General features: G+C 72.8%; 10 protein-coding genes and 5 pseudogenes. 8 read left to right on the top strand and 7 right to left on the bottom strand.

Going from position 1 to position 13397, the window contains the following annotated elements:
* Positions 1–22 precede the first annotated feature (22 nt).
* Positions 23–1087: pseudogene (locus tag ACWGJ5_RS25330) on the top strand (LacI family DNA-binding transcriptional regulator).
* A gap of 27 nt (positions 1088–1114) precedes the next feature.
* Here ACWGJ5_RS25330 and ACWGJ5_RS25325 read toward each other — a convergent pair.
* Complete coding sequence (locus ACWGJ5_RS25325) at positions 1115–2683, bottom strand: carboxylesterase/lipase family protein (RefSeq protein ID WP_453312061.1); 1569 nt, start codon at positions 2681–2683, stop codon at positions 1115–1117.
* Between the two features lie 153 nt (positions 2684–2836).
* Positions 2837–3466 (bottom strand): annotated as a pseudogene (locus tag ACWGJ5_RS25320) (alginate lyase family protein); the annotation flags it as partial.
* Between the two features lie 262 nt (positions 3467–3728).
* Between ACWGJ5_RS25320 and ACWGJ5_RS25315 the strand changes: the two are divergent.
* From ACWGJ5_RS25315 to ACWGJ5_RS25300, 4 genes and pseudogenes are all read left to right on the top strand, one after another.
* Positions 3729–4742, top strand: a complete 1014-nt coding sequence (locus ACWGJ5_RS25315; RefSeq protein WP_453311957.1) for a hydroxyacid dehydrogenase — start codon at positions 3729–3731, stop codon at positions 4740–4742.
* 226 nt (positions 4743–4968) lie between these two features.
* Positions 4969–5202, top strand: a pseudogene (locus ACWGJ5_RS25310) (LacI family DNA-binding transcriptional regulator); the annotation flags it as partial.
* Positions 5200–5418 (top strand): annotated as a pseudogene (locus ACWGJ5_RS25305) (carbohydrate ABC transporter permease); the annotation flags it as partial. The pseudogenes ACWGJ5_RS25310 and ACWGJ5_RS25305, both read left to right, overlap by 3 nt.
* A gap of 20 nt (positions 5419–5438) precedes the next feature.
* Positions 5439–5570 (top strand): annotated as a pseudogene (locus ACWGJ5_RS25300) (family 43 glycosylhydrolase); the annotation flags it as partial.
* Between the two features lie 165 nt (positions 5571–5735).
* Here the strand turns inward: ACWGJ5_RS25300 and ACWGJ5_RS25295 are convergent.
* The 3 genes from ACWGJ5_RS25295 to ACWGJ5_RS25285 form a co-directional block, all read right to left on the bottom strand.
* Complete coding sequence (locus ACWGJ5_RS25295; protein ID WP_385313264.1) at positions 5736–5999, bottom strand: hypothetical protein; 264 nt, start codon at positions 5997–5999, stop codon at positions 5736–5738.
* Complete coding sequence (locus tag ACWGJ5_RS25290; protein ID WP_453311956.1) at positions 5996–6859, bottom strand: isocitrate lyase/PEP mutase family protein; 864 nt, start codon at positions 6857–6859, stop codon at positions 5996–5998. Before ACWGJ5_RS25290 ends, ACWGJ5_RS25295 begins: the two co-directional genes overlap by 4 nt.
* Before the next feature lie 157 nt (positions 6860–7016).
* The gene (locus ACWGJ5_RS25285) at positions 7017–7673 is read right to left on the bottom strand and encodes a ThuA domain-containing protein (protein ID WP_453311955.1); all 657 of its coding nucleotides are present in this window, start codon (positions 7671–7673) and stop codon (positions 7017–7019) included.
* A gap of 81 nt (positions 7674–7754) precedes the next feature.
* Between ACWGJ5_RS25285 and ACWGJ5_RS25280 the strand changes: the two genes are divergently transcribed.
* Together ACWGJ5_RS25280 and ACWGJ5_RS25275 are read left to right on the top strand one after the other, a co-directional pair.
* Positions 7755–8387: a VOC family protein gene (locus ACWGJ5_RS25280; protein ID WP_453311954.1), complete on the top strand. Its 633-nt coding sequence runs from the start codon at positions 7755–7757 to the stop codon at positions 8385–8387.
* 321 nt (positions 8388–8708) lie between these two features.
* Complete coding sequence (locus ACWGJ5_RS25275) at positions 8709–9110, top strand: VOC family protein (RefSeq protein ID WP_453311953.1); 402 nt, start codon at positions 8709–8711, stop codon at positions 9108–9110.
* Here ACWGJ5_RS25275 and ACWGJ5_RS25270 read toward each other — a convergent pair.
* Together ACWGJ5_RS25270 and ACWGJ5_RS25265 are read right to left on the bottom strand one after the other, a co-directional pair.
* Complete coding sequence (locus tag ACWGJ5_RS25270; RefSeq protein WP_453312060.1) at positions 9093–9779, bottom strand: helix-turn-helix domain-containing protein; 687 nt, start codon at positions 9777–9779, stop codon at positions 9093–9095. The genes ACWGJ5_RS25275 and ACWGJ5_RS25270 overlap by 18 nt on opposite strands.
* A gap of 363 nt (positions 9780–10142) precedes the next feature.
* Positions 10143–11396 (bottom strand): YhjD/YihY/BrkB family envelope integrity protein, encoded by a 1254-nt coding sequence (locus ACWGJ5_RS25265; protein ID WP_453311952.1) that lies wholly within the window; start codon positions 11394–11396, stop codon positions 10143–10145.
* 132 nt (positions 11397–11528) lie between these two features.
* Here ACWGJ5_RS25265 and ACWGJ5_RS25260 point away from each other — a divergent pair, with 132 nt between their 5' ends.
* The gene (locus ACWGJ5_RS25260) at positions 11529–13166 is read left to right on the top strand and encodes an acyl-CoA dehydrogenase family protein (RefSeq protein ID WP_453311951.1); all 1638 of its coding nucleotides are present in this window, start codon (positions 11529–11531) and stop codon (positions 13164–13166) included.
* Positions 13167–13397 lie beyond the last annotated feature (231 nt).

The following is a 13397-nucleotide window of genomic DNA, read 5'->3' as shown; positions in this document are numbered from 1 at the left end:
CGAGGGTGCGGAGGGGGTGGAGATGACGAGGAGGAGCGAGGTCGCCGGGCGGAGCACGATCCGGGACGTCGCGGCGCGGGCCGGGGTGTCCGCGTCGACGGTCTCCCGGGTGCTGGGCGGGGTGTATCCGGTGGGCGCGGCGACCCGGACCCGGGTGATGCGCGCCGTGCGGGAGATGGACTACGTCGCCGACGCGCGCGCCAAGGCCGTCGCCGGGGTCGGTACGCCGACCCTGGCGTTCGTGCTGGAGGACATCACGGGGCCGTCGTTCGCGCACATGGCGCGGGGCGTGGAGCGCGAGGCCGCGCGGCTCGGGCATCTGTGCCTGGTCTGCAGCACGGATGGTGACCTGCGGCAGGAACTGGACTTCATCGAGACGATGCGCGCCCAGCGGGCGGCGGCGGTGATCCTGGTCGGCGGTGCGGCGGACACGCCCGAGTACCGGGAGCGCACGCGCCGTATCGCCGACTCCCTGGCCTCGGCCGGTTCCCGGCTGGTGCTGTGCGGGCGGCCGCCGCTCGGTCCGGGCGCGCCGGTGACGGTGATCGAGTACGACAACGAGGGCGGGGCCTAGGCCCTGGTGGCGCACGTCCTCGCCCAGGGCCACCGGCGGGTGCTGTTCCTCGGCGGCAAGCCGGACCACACCACCGCGCAGGGCCGCGAGTGAGGTTACCTGGACGCGCACCGCGCCCGCGGCCTGGAGCCCGACCCGGACCTGCTGCTGCACGGCGACTTCACCCGAGACTCCGGGCACCGGCTGATGCGCCGGGCGCTGGAGCGGGGGCTGGACTTCACCGCCGTGGTGGCCGCGACCGACATGGTGGCCGCGGGCGCGCTGACCGCGCTGCACGAGGCCGGCCTTGACGTGCCGGAGGACGTGTCGCTGGCCGGGTACGACGACATACCGTTCGCCCGCGACCTGCGCCCGGCGCTGACGACGGTGCACGTCCCGTACGAGGAGCTCGGCCGGCTCGCCGTGCGCACCGTCCTGGGCCATTCCCCGGACTCCCCCGGCGAGCATCTGCTGCTGGGCACGCATGTGGTGGTGCGGGATTCGGTGGGCCACCCCGGCCGCCGCCGGCAGTAGACGATTCACCGGCGCCGTGCCCCCACCTCACCGCCGCCGTGCCCCCGCCGACCGTCGCAAGCGCCGTACCGCCGCCGCCAGCTCGGCTCCCGGCGCGCGGATGTCCGAGGCGGGGTCGGGTTCGGGGAGGGTGGGGGCGGTGGCCCAGAGGGCGATTTCCGCGTCCCGTGGACCGTATGCGGTACGCGGTGCGCCGTCGCCGAAGATCCGTACCGGATGGGAGGCGTCCCAGGCCTGCCAGCCGGGATCCCCTGTCGTGGCGAAGCGTACCCAGGCCGTGTGCATCGCCTGGGCCAGCTCCCGCGGGGCGCCCTCACCCGCCAGTTTCTTCGACTCGGCCAGGTCACCGGAGTCGAAGACGAACCCCAGCTCCAGGGCGTGGCAGGCGCCGAGGCCGGGGCGGTTGGACGGCCAGGCGAACTCGTACACGTGGGAGGCGCCGGGGCGGGCGTCGGCGAGGCGGTGCAGCGGGAGCCGCAGCAGGTGGTCGGTGACCATCTGGCCGACGATCTCGCCGGCGCCGGCGTCGGGGCGCAGGACGCGGTAGCCGCGGGGCACCTCGTGGCCGGCGCGGCAGCGGGCCATGGCTCCGGCGAGGGCGACGGGGCCGAGCCGGTCGACGTGTTCCAGCAGCCCGCCGGGCACGAGCCAGAGCCGGTACTCGTCCCGGGTCCAGCCCATGAGCAGTTCGACGCCCGGGGCTGCGTCGCCGTCGATCAGGGCCTGGAGGGGGTCACGGGGCACCAGGTCGCCGTCCACGACGATGCCGAACGCGGGTCCGCCCAGGACCGGGCTGCCGAGCCGGCCGACCTCGGCCTGGGTGCGCAGCAGCAGGTCGCGGTCGACGGCGGCGAAGGCCTCGGCGGTGGCGGGGATCTTCAGCCGGGTGGCCATGCGGCGCACCATCCGCCGCACCTTGTCCCGTTCGGAGGCCTCCGGTGGTCCGCTCTGCAGCACCGCGCGCCGGATGAGGCCCCGGGTCGCGGGTGCGGCGAGCAGGGCGCCGGCGCTGATGGCGCCTGCCGACTGGCCGCACAGGGTGACCTGGTCGGGGTCGCCGCCGAAGGCGCCGATCGCGTCGTGCACCCAGCGCAGGGCGGCGAGCTGGTCGCGCAGGCCGGGGTTGGGCGGTGCGTCGGGGAAGAGCCCGTAGCCCTCGACGCCCAGCCGGTAGTTGACGGAGACGCAGACGACGCCGTCCCGGGCGAAGGTGACGCCGTCGTAGACCGGCACGGCGGAGGATCCTCTGGTCAGGGCGCCGCCGTGGAGCCAGACGAGGACCGGGAGGCGGGCGCCGGGGTCCGGCTGCGGGGTCCACACGTTGAGGTTGAGGCAGTCGTCGCCGGGGATCTCCGGGTCGGACAGGTACTGGGCGAACGCCTCGGAGTACGGCGGTTTCGGCGCGGTGGGCCCGAAGGCGCCGGCGTCGCGCACCCCGTCCCAGGGCTCGGGCGGTTCGGGCGGGCGGAACCGCAGGGGGCCGAAGGGCGGTGCGGCGTACGGGATGCCCCTGAACACCGCAACGCCCTGCTCGTACCGGCCGCGGACGACCCCGTACGGCGTTCGGACCACGGGGTTCGCCCGGTCTGCCGTCATCGCCCACCAGCCCTTCGCCGCGCGCTCGTGCACCGTGCAACACCAGAGCACCACAGGAGCGTCCGGTATTCCGGTGCACGGGCGCGCGGGAGGGCCGTTCGGGCTACCCCGGGACGGTGAGTGCCGCGTCCGTTGCCTTCCTCGCGGTGGCTGCTTGGCGTACATCAGGGTGCCGAAGCCGAGCTGGTCGTAGCCGCCGCTGGTGGAGCCGTAGTCACCGCCGCCGCCCTCGGGGGCGACGAGGTCGTAGTACATGGCCGAGATGTCCTTGTCGTCCAGGTACAGACGGCGGTTGTAGTGGAAGTGCAGCATCGCCCACACCGGGCGGACCTGCCCACGGGAGCCGGAGCCGATGACCGGCTGCGACTGCTGGGCGCAGTTCTGGCCAGTACCCCAGGTGTAGGTGGTGTAGGGGACGTCCTGGCCGGTGTTGTACTTCGCGACGTACTGGGCGGCCTTCATGAAGCGGCGGTCGTCGTAGGAGTACAGGTCGTCGCCCTGGTTCCAGGCCATCTCGCTCAGGGCGCCCATCTGGCCCATGCCCATGACGGTGTGCCCCTGGTCGCGGCCGGACTCCTGCCACTGGCCGAGGGCGTAGCCGTCCGCGTCGGTGTACAGGTACGGCACCGCGTGCGTGATGGAACCGTTTCCTGCGCCGGACTTGAAGTAGGTGACGGCCTGGTCGTACTTGGCGGCCTCGTCGGTGAGGATCCCGATGGCCATGATCGAGGCCATGGTGCACAGGTCCCAGTTCGCCCAGTAGTTGGTGATGCAGGCGTCGTGTAGCCGGCTTCGGAAACCGGTTGTCCAGTATGCCCAGCTGCCGAGCCGGCGCACGCGAGCGGGTAATCGGTTTCCATTGACGGCTCGCGAGCCGCGGGCACGACGCCACGCCGAATCCCCAACCCCGGCACGCCCACCGCCACTCACCGACCCACCCGCCCGATTGACCGCCCCTTCTCGACAGACATACGGTAGAAGGCGCTTTCTGAGACTGTTTCCATCCCCGCACCACACTCCCTTCCCCGCCCCTCCCAGGAGAGCCATGCCCAGCCGTCAACCGCCGCGGGCCGTGTTCGCGATGGATCCGGTACACCTGCCGTTGCTGTTCCCCCCGCCGCTCATGGCCCGGCTCAGGCGGACGGCCGACGTCGACACGGAGCTCGTCGTACGGGACTTCGCCGATCCGGCGGTGGCCGAAGCCCTGACGCGGACCGAGGTGCTGATCACCGGCTGGGGCTGTCCGCACCTGGACGCCGGCGCCCTGGCCACGGTCCCGAAGCTGCGCGCCGTCCTGCACGCCGCGGGCTCGGTGCGTTCCCTGATCGGCGAAGCGCTGTGGAAACACGGCGTCACCGTGTCCAGCGCGGTCACCGGCAACGCCCTGCCGGTCGCGGAGTACACGCTCGCGATGATCCTGCTCGCCGGGAAGGACGCCTTCGGCCACCGCGAGCGCTACCGCCGCACTCACGCCGGCCCGCCCCCCGCCGAGACCGCGGCCACCGGCAACCTCGGCCGCCGCGTCGGGGTCGTCGGCGCCTCCCGTGTGGGCCGCCGGCTCATGGAGCTGCTGCGGCCGTTCGACCTCACGGTCCTGCTGCACGACCCCTACGTGAGCCCCGCCGAGGCCGCCGCCCTGGGGGCCGAACTCCTGGCACTGGACGACCTGTTGAGGCGCAGTGACATCGTCAGCCTGCACACCCCCGACATCCCAGAGACCCACCACATGCTCGACCGGGCCCGGCTCGCCCTCATCCGGGACGGCGGCGTACTGATCAACACCGCGCGCGGTGCGCTGGTCGACCACGAGGCGCTGACCGAGGAGCTCATCTCGGGACGGCTGCACGCGGTCCTCGACGTCACCGAGCCCGAGCCGCTGCCCGCCGGTTCCCCGCTGTACCGGCTGCCCAACGTCTTCCTCACCCCGCACATCGCGGGCTCGCTCGGCAACGAGCTCGAGCGGCTGGGCGCGATCGTCGTGACGGAACTGGAGCGGCTCGCGGCGGGCCTGCCGCCGCTGCACGAGGTGCGGCACTCGGACCTCGTCCGGGTCGCCTGATGCCCACGGGAGGGCCTCCGCCCTCCAGGCGCACCGGGTCCTGGAGAACCGCCGCCCGCAGGCGTACCGGGCCCTGGCGGACCACTGCCCACAGGCCCACCGAGCCTTGGAAAGCCGCTGTCCACAGGCCCACCGGGCCGGAGTAACGATGGGATACGGTTTCCGCACCGGCGCGGGTGGGACCCGGGCAGGCCGGACGCGCCCCGACGTCGAAGGAGCCGCAACGGTGAGTCAGCGCAAGGCGCCCAGTGACGCCGGCCGGGCGACCATCCGCGACGTGGCGGAGCGCGCCGGTGTCTCCGTGGCGAGTGTCTCGCGGGTGCTGTCGGGCAACTACCCGGTCTCGGACGAGCTGCGCCGGCGCGTGATGAAGGTCGTCCGGGACCTGGACTACGTCACCAACGCCCACGCCCGCTCACTGGCCGGCGGCGGTACGCCGACGGTGGCGATCCTCGTCAACGCCTTCTTCCTCCCGCTGACCGTGCTGCGCGGCAAGGAGAACCGGACCCTCAACCTCGGCCTGTACAACTGGTCCGGCACCCGCCTGGAATCCGGCGTGGACCTGACCGGCCTGGTGCTGACCGGCGCGCTGCTGTCCATCGTGCCGATGGCGGTGATGATGGTCGCGATGCGGCGCTACTGGCGGACCGGGGTGACGCTGGGAGCCCTCAAGTAGCCAATGAAATACGTGAGTTGGTGAACCCGGTGATCCGGGGCCCCGCCCCGGACCCGTCGCTCGTCCTCGTCGGCGACTGGTACTACCTGGCAACCAGCTCCTTCGAATGGTTCCCGGCGATCCCCATCCACCGCTCCCGCGACCTGGCCCACCACGAGGACGCACCAGGCCGCACCGGGCCGCGGCGCGGCGACGGCCGGGCGCCTCCCGCACGGGGCGCCCGGCCGTCGTCGTCATCGGTCGTACGTCAGCGGTCTACGTCAGGGGTCTACGTCAGCGGTCGACTGTCTTCCGGCGAGCGGTTGCCCGCCGGTGACTCAGTCCCAGACCTCCCTGTGCTGGTGGCCGCGGCCGACGAGGGCCTCGACCGCGTCCACGGCGCTGCCGTCGTGGTCGCTTCCTGCTGTGCCCTTGCCGGTCTGGACGTTGGCCGTGCGGTCGACCTCCAGCCACGAGTCGGCGTGGGAGTTGTCGATGACGGTGATCAGGCTTCCGGACGCGGCCGCGGGCACGGCGCCCGCCCCGAGCAGCGCGGCGGTCGCTACCGCGGCGATCCCGAGCCGGGGTACGGCACCGGTCACACGCCCACCTCCTCGGCCACGAGCCGGTCGCGGGCGATGTTGCGCTCCAGCAGGCTGGTGGCGGCCTTCACGCCGACCCCGCTCGCGGGGTCCACCTCCGGCAGCCGGCCGTCGGCCGCCTTCAGCCCGGAGAGTGCGGTGTCCATCGCCTCGTGCGCGGCGAACAGGCACGGCGTGCTGTAGATCGCGACGTCGACGCCGAGGTCGGACAGTTCGCCGAGGGACAGCCGGGGCGACTTGCCGCCGGCGATCTGGTTGAACAGCAGCGGCTTGTCTCCGACGACTTTGCGGATGCGTTTGATCCACTCGACGCTGCGCACCCCGTCGACCAGGACCACATCGGCGTCGGTCGCGGCCAGCCGCTCGGCGCGGTGCAGGATGTCGTCCTCGTCGGTGGCGTCCGTGCGGGCGACGACGACCAGGTCCCTACGGGTCTCCAGGACCCTGTCCAGCTTCTCCAGGTACTCGTCCAGCGGGAGCACCTGCTTGCCGTCGGCGTGACCGCAGCGGCGGGGCCGTTTCTGGTCCTCCAGGATCACACCGGAGGCGCCGATGCGCTCCAGCCCCTCGACGACGTGACAGGCGACCTCGGGGTCGACGTACCCGTCGTCGATGTCGACGAGCAGGTGGTGGTGCGGGAAGGCGCCCCGCAGCCGCTGGACGAAGGCCACCATGTCGGGCCAGGCGATGAATCCGATGTCCGGCAGTCCGTAGTACGAGGCCGCGAAGCCGAAGCCCGAAACGAACATGCCGTCGTAGTGCTTGGCCGCGATCGACGCCGAGTACATGTCGTACACGCCGATCAGCGGTGTGGTCCCGGGCCCGGCGATGCGCTCGCGCAGCTTCTTACCGTGAGTCAAGGTCCGGCTCCTCCTGTGGGTGGGTGACGCGAGGCCGGATGGCCGACACGTCTCAACGCCCTTTGCCAAGACAAGAGCATCTCTAGATATTCACGTGAACTTCTATATGTGCGAGCTTTACTCACCCCAATGGCGGAACCGGTTCACCGCAGAAACGTCACGCGGGGACGCGCCCCGCCCAGCGGAGCCCGCCGCCCAGGTGGGCCAGGAAGTCCGGGTCGCGGTAGGCATCGGCGGCGTGACCGAGTGCGGTGCAGAAGACGCGACCGCCTGCCGGGCCCTGCTCACGGCACCAGGCCAGCGGATGGTCCGCGCCCATCCCGCCGCCGTCGTACGACGCCTCGTCGGCGCTCAGCAGCACCCGGACCCGTCCGCGGGGGCTCGCCTCGAAGTCGTACCACTCGTCGGTGAAGTCCCAGACGGCCGGCAGCCCGCGGGTCGCGGGGTGGCCGGGGTCCTCGACGACGACCCGGCCGGGCTGGAGGGCGGGGTGCCGGACGAAGCGGGCGCCGAGGAGTTCGCCGTAGTACGGCCAGCCGTACTCGGTGCAGGCCGCCGCGTGCACCCCGGCGAAGCCGCCGCCGGAGCCGACGTAGAGCGCGAGCCGCTCCCGGCCGGCCGGGGTCAGCACATCGCCGCTGGTGGAGAGGAAGACGACGGCCGCGTACGCCTCCAGCGGCCGTTCGAGGTCCGCGGGGTCCTCGGTGTGCTCGACGGCGAACCGGCCGAGCGCGCGTACGGCGGCGACGGCGTCCGGGATGGAGGCGTGGCGGTAGTCCGTGGTGCGGGTGTACAGCAGCAGTCGCGCGGCCATGCGACGACCCTAAGCCGCGGACGCCCGGGCCCGCTCCAACTCCCTTGAACCGCAGGGGTGCTGACCGTAGCCTCGCCGGGCATGAACGCCATTCCCCCGCTCCTGGACCACCTCGTCCTCGCCACGCCCGACCTGGCGGCGACCGTCGCCGACTTCGCGCGGCGGACCGGGGTGACGCCCGTGCCCGGCGGTGCGCATCCGGGCCTCGGCACGCGCAACCATCTGGTGGGTCTGGGCGGCCGCAGTTATCTGGAGATCCTCGGCCCCGACCCCGAGCAGGGCGAGCCCGCCGGTCCGCGTCCGTTCGGGGTCGACCGGCTGCCCGGCCCACGCACGCTGACCTGGGCGATCAGCCCGCCCGACCTGGACGCGGCGATCACGACGGCTCGCGCGCGGGGCTACGACCCCGGCCCCGTGCACCCGATGAACCGCCGCACCCCCGACGGCACCGTGCTGCGGTGGCGACTGACCGACAGCGGACACGCCCACCCCTGCGGTCTGGTCCCGTTCCTGATCGACTGGGGCGCCTCCCCCCACCCCACGGCCTCGGATCTGCCGGTCGCCCCCCTGCTGGAGGTCTCCGCCACGGCGCCGACCCCGGAGGAGGTACGCGGCCCGCTGACGGCCCTGAACACGGGGCTGCGCCTCACGGCGGGACCGGTCGCACTTTCTTTCACGGTGGACACACCCCACGGGCCGGTCGGCTTCGGCTGAGGCGGGGAGGGCAGGGCGCGGGGGCGCAGGCTGCGGGTCCACGGCGTGCGTCCCCGCCTCCATCAGGGCCGGGAGCATCCCATGCCCGTACCTGTGCCCCTCCGCCACCGGCAGCGCGACCCGCGTCAGTTGAACCGTCAGCTCCGCACCGCACCCGGCACACACGAACACATCGCCCAACAGCCACTCCCTCCCACGCCGATCAGCGGGACCGTCCCCGCTGGAGTGCCACCGGGCAACATCTCTTTCCCATCCCCACGTCCCCTCCGGGTGTCCGATTCCTTCAAGACCGGCCGTCGACCGCCCGCCTACGGTGCCGGCATGACTCCACGATTCGCCCTGATCGGCGTGGTGACGTCCGACATGGCCGCCGCGCTCGCCTTCTATCGTCGCCTCGGACTCGTCTTTCCCGAGGGGTCCGAAGAGCAGCCGCACGTCGATGCCGAGCTGCCCGGCGGCCTGATCTTCGCGCTGGACACCGAGGAGACCGTGCGCTCCTTCCACTCCGGCTGGCGGCCGCCCGAGCGCGGTGGCCGCGTCGGGCTCGCCTTCCGGTGCGACTCGCCCGCCGATGTCGACGCCCTGTACGAGAACCTGGTGAACGCCCGGTACCACGGAGAGCTGAAGCCGTGGGACGCGTTCTGGGGCCAGCGGTACGCCACCGTCCACGACCCCGACGGCAACGGCGTCGACCTGTTCGCCCCGCTACCCGCCGCCGAGTAGCCGACCGAGCGGCATACCCGTCAACTCCCGTACCTCACGCGCGAGGTGGGGCTGATCCGCATACCCGGCGCGGACGGCCGTCTCGGCGTACGGCGTCCCGGAGCGGGCCAGCGCCAGCGCCCGTTGCAGGCGCAGGATGCGGGCCAGGGTCTTGGGTCCGTAGCCGAACGCGTCCAGGCAGCGGCGGTGCATGGTCCTTGTGCCGATGCCCAGTTCGGCTGCCGTGGCCGACACCGGGTGACCCTCGCCCAGGCACTCCACCAGCCGGTGCAGCAGCGGGTCGGGGGCCGTGCTCCACGCTGCCCGGTTCAGGGCGATGTCCTCCAGTGCCGCCGTCGGGTCGGGCGCGTCCGCGACGCGCTCGCTCAGCAGCCGGACCCGGGCGGCGGGCCAGATGTCGGCCAGGTCGACCCGCAGGTCGCGCAGTTCGTGCGCGGGCACGCCGAGCAGGGCCGGCGCGGTGCCGGGGAAGAAGCGGACGCCGGCCCAGGAGCGGGGCGGGCCCCCGGGGACGTACGGGCGGGTGTCGGGGCCCGCTACCAGCAGCCGGCCCTCGCTCCACAGCAGGTCCATGCAGCCGTCGGGCAGCACCGGCCCGCCGCCGGTCCCGTCCGGGGTGTTCGTCCACACGACCGCACCGGTCAGCCGGGACGCCCGCTCGGTGTACACGGGTGCCAGCCTATGTCGCCGGGGTGCGTATGCCGCCGCCGGTGGCCGTCGGCTGTGGTGCCGGGGCGGGATCACCGGTACTGCCTCCGACGGCGGGGGGCCGAAGAGCCGGAGGCCGTGGCGGATGCGGGAGCGGCGGGTGCGGGCGGCGCCGGCCGCGGCGGTCGGTGCGAGCAGGAGAAGCGAGAGGACTCCGGCGAGCCGCGGCACCGCGTCCGTGGGCAGCGTGGCGGCGGCGAGTGTGCCGGGGCGGCCGTCGAGCAGTTGCCCGGCGCCCCGGAGCACGGTCAGGACGCGCATGCCCCGTCAGCACGCCGCAGGCCCCCCACGGCCCGCAGGCCGCACGCTCTTACGGCCCGCCGGTCACGTCCACTGCCGTCCCGTGCCCCCGTCCCCGTTGACCCCATGGGGATGCCGTTCGTCGGTGTCGTGCGGAGGCCGCCCGTCGTCCTCGTGCGGATGTCGGCCGTCGGCCTCGTGCGGGTCCCGGCCGTTGCTCTTGTGCCCGTGGTGGGTGTGCCTGGCGTGGGTGCGCAGGCGGGCCGTGACGTCCTCCGGGGGCAGGAAGCGGGACCAGCGCTCGGGGAACTCGGAGGGCATGTCGGGGTCGTCGGGGTCGGCTTCGCGGGCCGCCGCGGCCCGGGCGACGTACTCGGCGACCTGGGCCTCGCGCATCCGCTCGTTCGCGGCGCGGGCGGCTGCCGTGGCGGCGGCGGGCCAGACCCGGTCGATGGCGGCGTTCACGGCCGCGCCGACGAGGACGGCGAAGGCCGCCACGCCGATCCACAGGAGCACGGCGACGGAGGCGGCGAGGGAGCCGTAGATCGTGGCGCCCTCGATGGTGTGCACGAGGTAGATCCGCAGCAGGAAGCTGCCGAGGACCCACATGGCCAGGGCCACGAGGGCGCCGGGGACGTCCTCGATCCACGGGGAGCGGACCGGCACGGACACGTGGTACAGGGTCGTCAGGAAGACGATGGACAGGACCATGACGACCGGCCAGTACAGGACCTGGACCACCGTCGCCGACCAGGGCACCACCCGCACCACCGCGTCGGGGCCCGCCACCATCAGCGGCAGGGCCACCGAGCCGATCAGCAGCGCCACGATGAACAGCAGGAACGACATCATCCGGGTCTTGACGATGCCCCGCACGCCGTCGAGGCCGTACATCACGGTGATGGTGTCGATGAAGACGTTCACCGCGCGCGATCCCGACCACAGGGCGAAGACGAAGCCGATGGAGATGACGTCGGGCCGGCCCCTCATCACGTCGTGCAGGATCGGTTGGGTGATCTCCTTCACGCCCTTGTCGGACAGGACCGTCCGGGAGGCCTCGAGGATGTTGGTCTCCAGGCTGCTGATGGTGTGGGCGCCGGTCCAGGTGTCGACGTAGGCGAGCAGCCCGATGAGGCAGAGCAGCAGCGGCGGCACGGACAGCAGCGTGAAGAACGCCGCCTCGGCCGCCAGGCCCAGGATGCGGTACTCCATGCAGGAGTTGACGGTGTCCTTGAGCAGCAGCCAGGCGGTCCTGCGCTTGGATACGTTCCGGTACAGGGCTCTGGCCCGGTGGAGGCGACCCGTGGTCCGCTCGGGGGGTTCACTTGCTGGCTGCACGACCCAAAGGTATCCGCAGCACCGGACCCGCCTCACCTTCCGGGGCAGGTGAGCACATCCTGCGCGCCCGGCGGGGGCACCTGTGCCACTCTGGAGGCCATCACCGCCGCTGTCCCGGGTAGGTTCGCAATCATGGCAGGCACCTCCACCCACACCGTGACGAACCAGCCGCCTCCCCTGGCCGGCTACGACGTCTTCGCCGCCGACCGGGCCCTCGTGGCGGCCGTCGAGCGGCACACCGGTCCGGACGTGCTCGACGAGGTGTGCTCGGAGCTGTCCGCGCTGGGCCGCGCCGCGGGCTCGGCGCAGCTGCAGGAGTGGGCGGTGCAGGCGAACGAGCACCCGCCCCGGCTGCGCACCCACGACCGCTACGGCCACCGGATCGACGAGGTCGACTTCCACCCGGCCTGGCACCGGCTGCTCGGCAAGGGTGTCTCGGCGGGGCTGACCGGCGCCTGGACCCGCCCGTCCGGTCACGTCCGCCGGGCCGCCGGCTTCCTGGTCTGGACCCAGGTCGAGGCGGGCAACTGCTGTCCGCTGTCGATGAGCCACGCTGCGGTGCCGGCGCTGCGCACCGACCCCGAGCTCGCCGCCGAGTGGGAGCCGCGGCTGACGTCCACGGTGTACGACCGTGAGCTGAGGCCCGCCGCGCACAAGCCCGGCGTACTCTTCGGCATGGGCATGACCGAGAAGCAGGGCGGCAGCGACGTCCGCGCGAACACCACCGAGGCCCGGCCGCTCGCGGAGGCGGGCGCCTACGAGCTGACCGGGCACAAGTGGTTCTGCTCCGCGCCGATGTCGGACGCCTTCCTGGTGCTGGCGCAGGCCCCGGAAGGCCTCACCTGTTTCCTGGTGCCGCGTGTCCTGCCCGACGGCAGCCGCAACGTCTTCCTCATCCAGCGCCTGAAGGACAAGCTCGGCAACCGGTCCAACGCCTCGGCCGAGGTGGAGTTCGCCGGCACCTGGGCGCGCCGGGTGGGCGAGGAGGGGCGCGGAGTGCGGACGATCATCGGGATGGTCGCGGCGACCCGGCTGGACTGCGCGCTGGGCTCGGCGGGCCTGATGCGGCAGGCGGTGGCACAGGCCGTGCACCACTGCGCCCACCGGGAGGCGTTCGGCGGGAAGCTGATCGACAAGCCGCTGATGCGCAACGTCCTCGCCGACCTCGCGCTGGAGTCGGAGGCGGCGACCGCGCTCACGCTCAGGCTGGCGGCCGCCTGCGACGACGGCGGCGAACAGGAGCGCGCCTTTCTGCGGCTGGCGGTGCCGGCCGCCAAGTACTGGATCACCAAGCGCTGTGCGCCCGTTGCGGTCGAGGCCGCGGAGTGCCTGGGCGGAAACGGTTACGTCGAGGAGTCGGGCCTGCCCCGGCTGGTACGGGAGTCACCGCTGAACTCCGTCTGGGAGGGCGCCGGAAACGTTCAGGCACTGGACGTGCTCCGGGCGCTGCAACGCGAGCCGGGGGCACTCGACGCCTGCCTGACCGAGATCGGCCGGACCCACGGCGCCGACAACCGCCTCGACCGCGCCGTGAAGGACCTCTTCACCGAACTCGCCGACCTGGACTCCGTCGAGGGCCGCGCACGACGGCTCGTGGAGCGCCTCGCACTGGTGCTCCAGGGTTCCATTCTGGTCCGGCATGCCCCACCGGAAGTGGCAGACGCCTTCTGCGCGTCCCGACTGGGCGGAGACCACGGAGCGTCGTTCGGCACGCTGCCAACGGGCCTGGACCTGGCGTCGATTGTGGAACGAGCCCGTCCGGCACTCTGAAGCGCCGGCCGCACCGAGCGCAGTCGGCCAGACCCCCGGTGGGGGTGGTGCTGCGCCGACACGGCACCACCCCCACCTCATGGGCCCGTTAAGCCCGCGGACGCGACACCGCGTCGGGTCAAGTCTCGGCCACCCTCCGACCGTCCACCAGGGTTGCAGGGGGTTGCAACTTATCGGTGCACATGCGCGGAGTGTGTGCCTCCGGCCTGCCCGGAGCGGCAGTATGAGAGG

The sequence above is a fragment of the Streptomyces sp. NPDC054783 genome, assembly GCF_053611725.1.
Note: the sequence above shows the minus strand (reverse complement) of the source record. Positions and strands in the feature narration are given on the sequence as shown.

Bases quoted from the DNA above. Each gene is read 5' to 3' on its own strand.
- ACWGJ5_RS25285 (WP_453311955.1), bottom strand. From the start codon at position 7,673: ATGGCCGCGCGACTGCTGCTGTACACCCGCACCACGGACTACCGCCAC.
- ACWGJ5_RS25260 (WP_453311951.1), top strand. From the start codon at position 11,529: ATGGCAGGCACCTCCACCCACACCGTGACGAACCAGCCGCCTCCCCTG.
- ACWGJ5_RS25280 (WP_453311954.1), top strand. From the start codon at position 7,755: ATGAACGCCATTCCCCCGCTCCTGGACCACCTCGTCCTCGCCACGCCC.
- ACWGJ5_RS25315 (WP_453311957.1), top strand. From the start codon at position 3,729: ATGCCCAGCCGTCAACCGCCGCGGGCCGTGTTCGCGATGGATCCGGTA.
- ACWGJ5_RS25275 (WP_453311953.1), top strand. From the start codon at position 8,709: ATGACTCCACGATTCGCCCTGATCGGCGTGGTGACGTCCGACATGGCC.
- ACWGJ5_RS25325 (WP_453312061.1), bottom strand. From the start codon at position 2,683: ATGACGGCAGACCGGGCGAACCCCGTGGTCCGAACGCCGTACGGGGTC.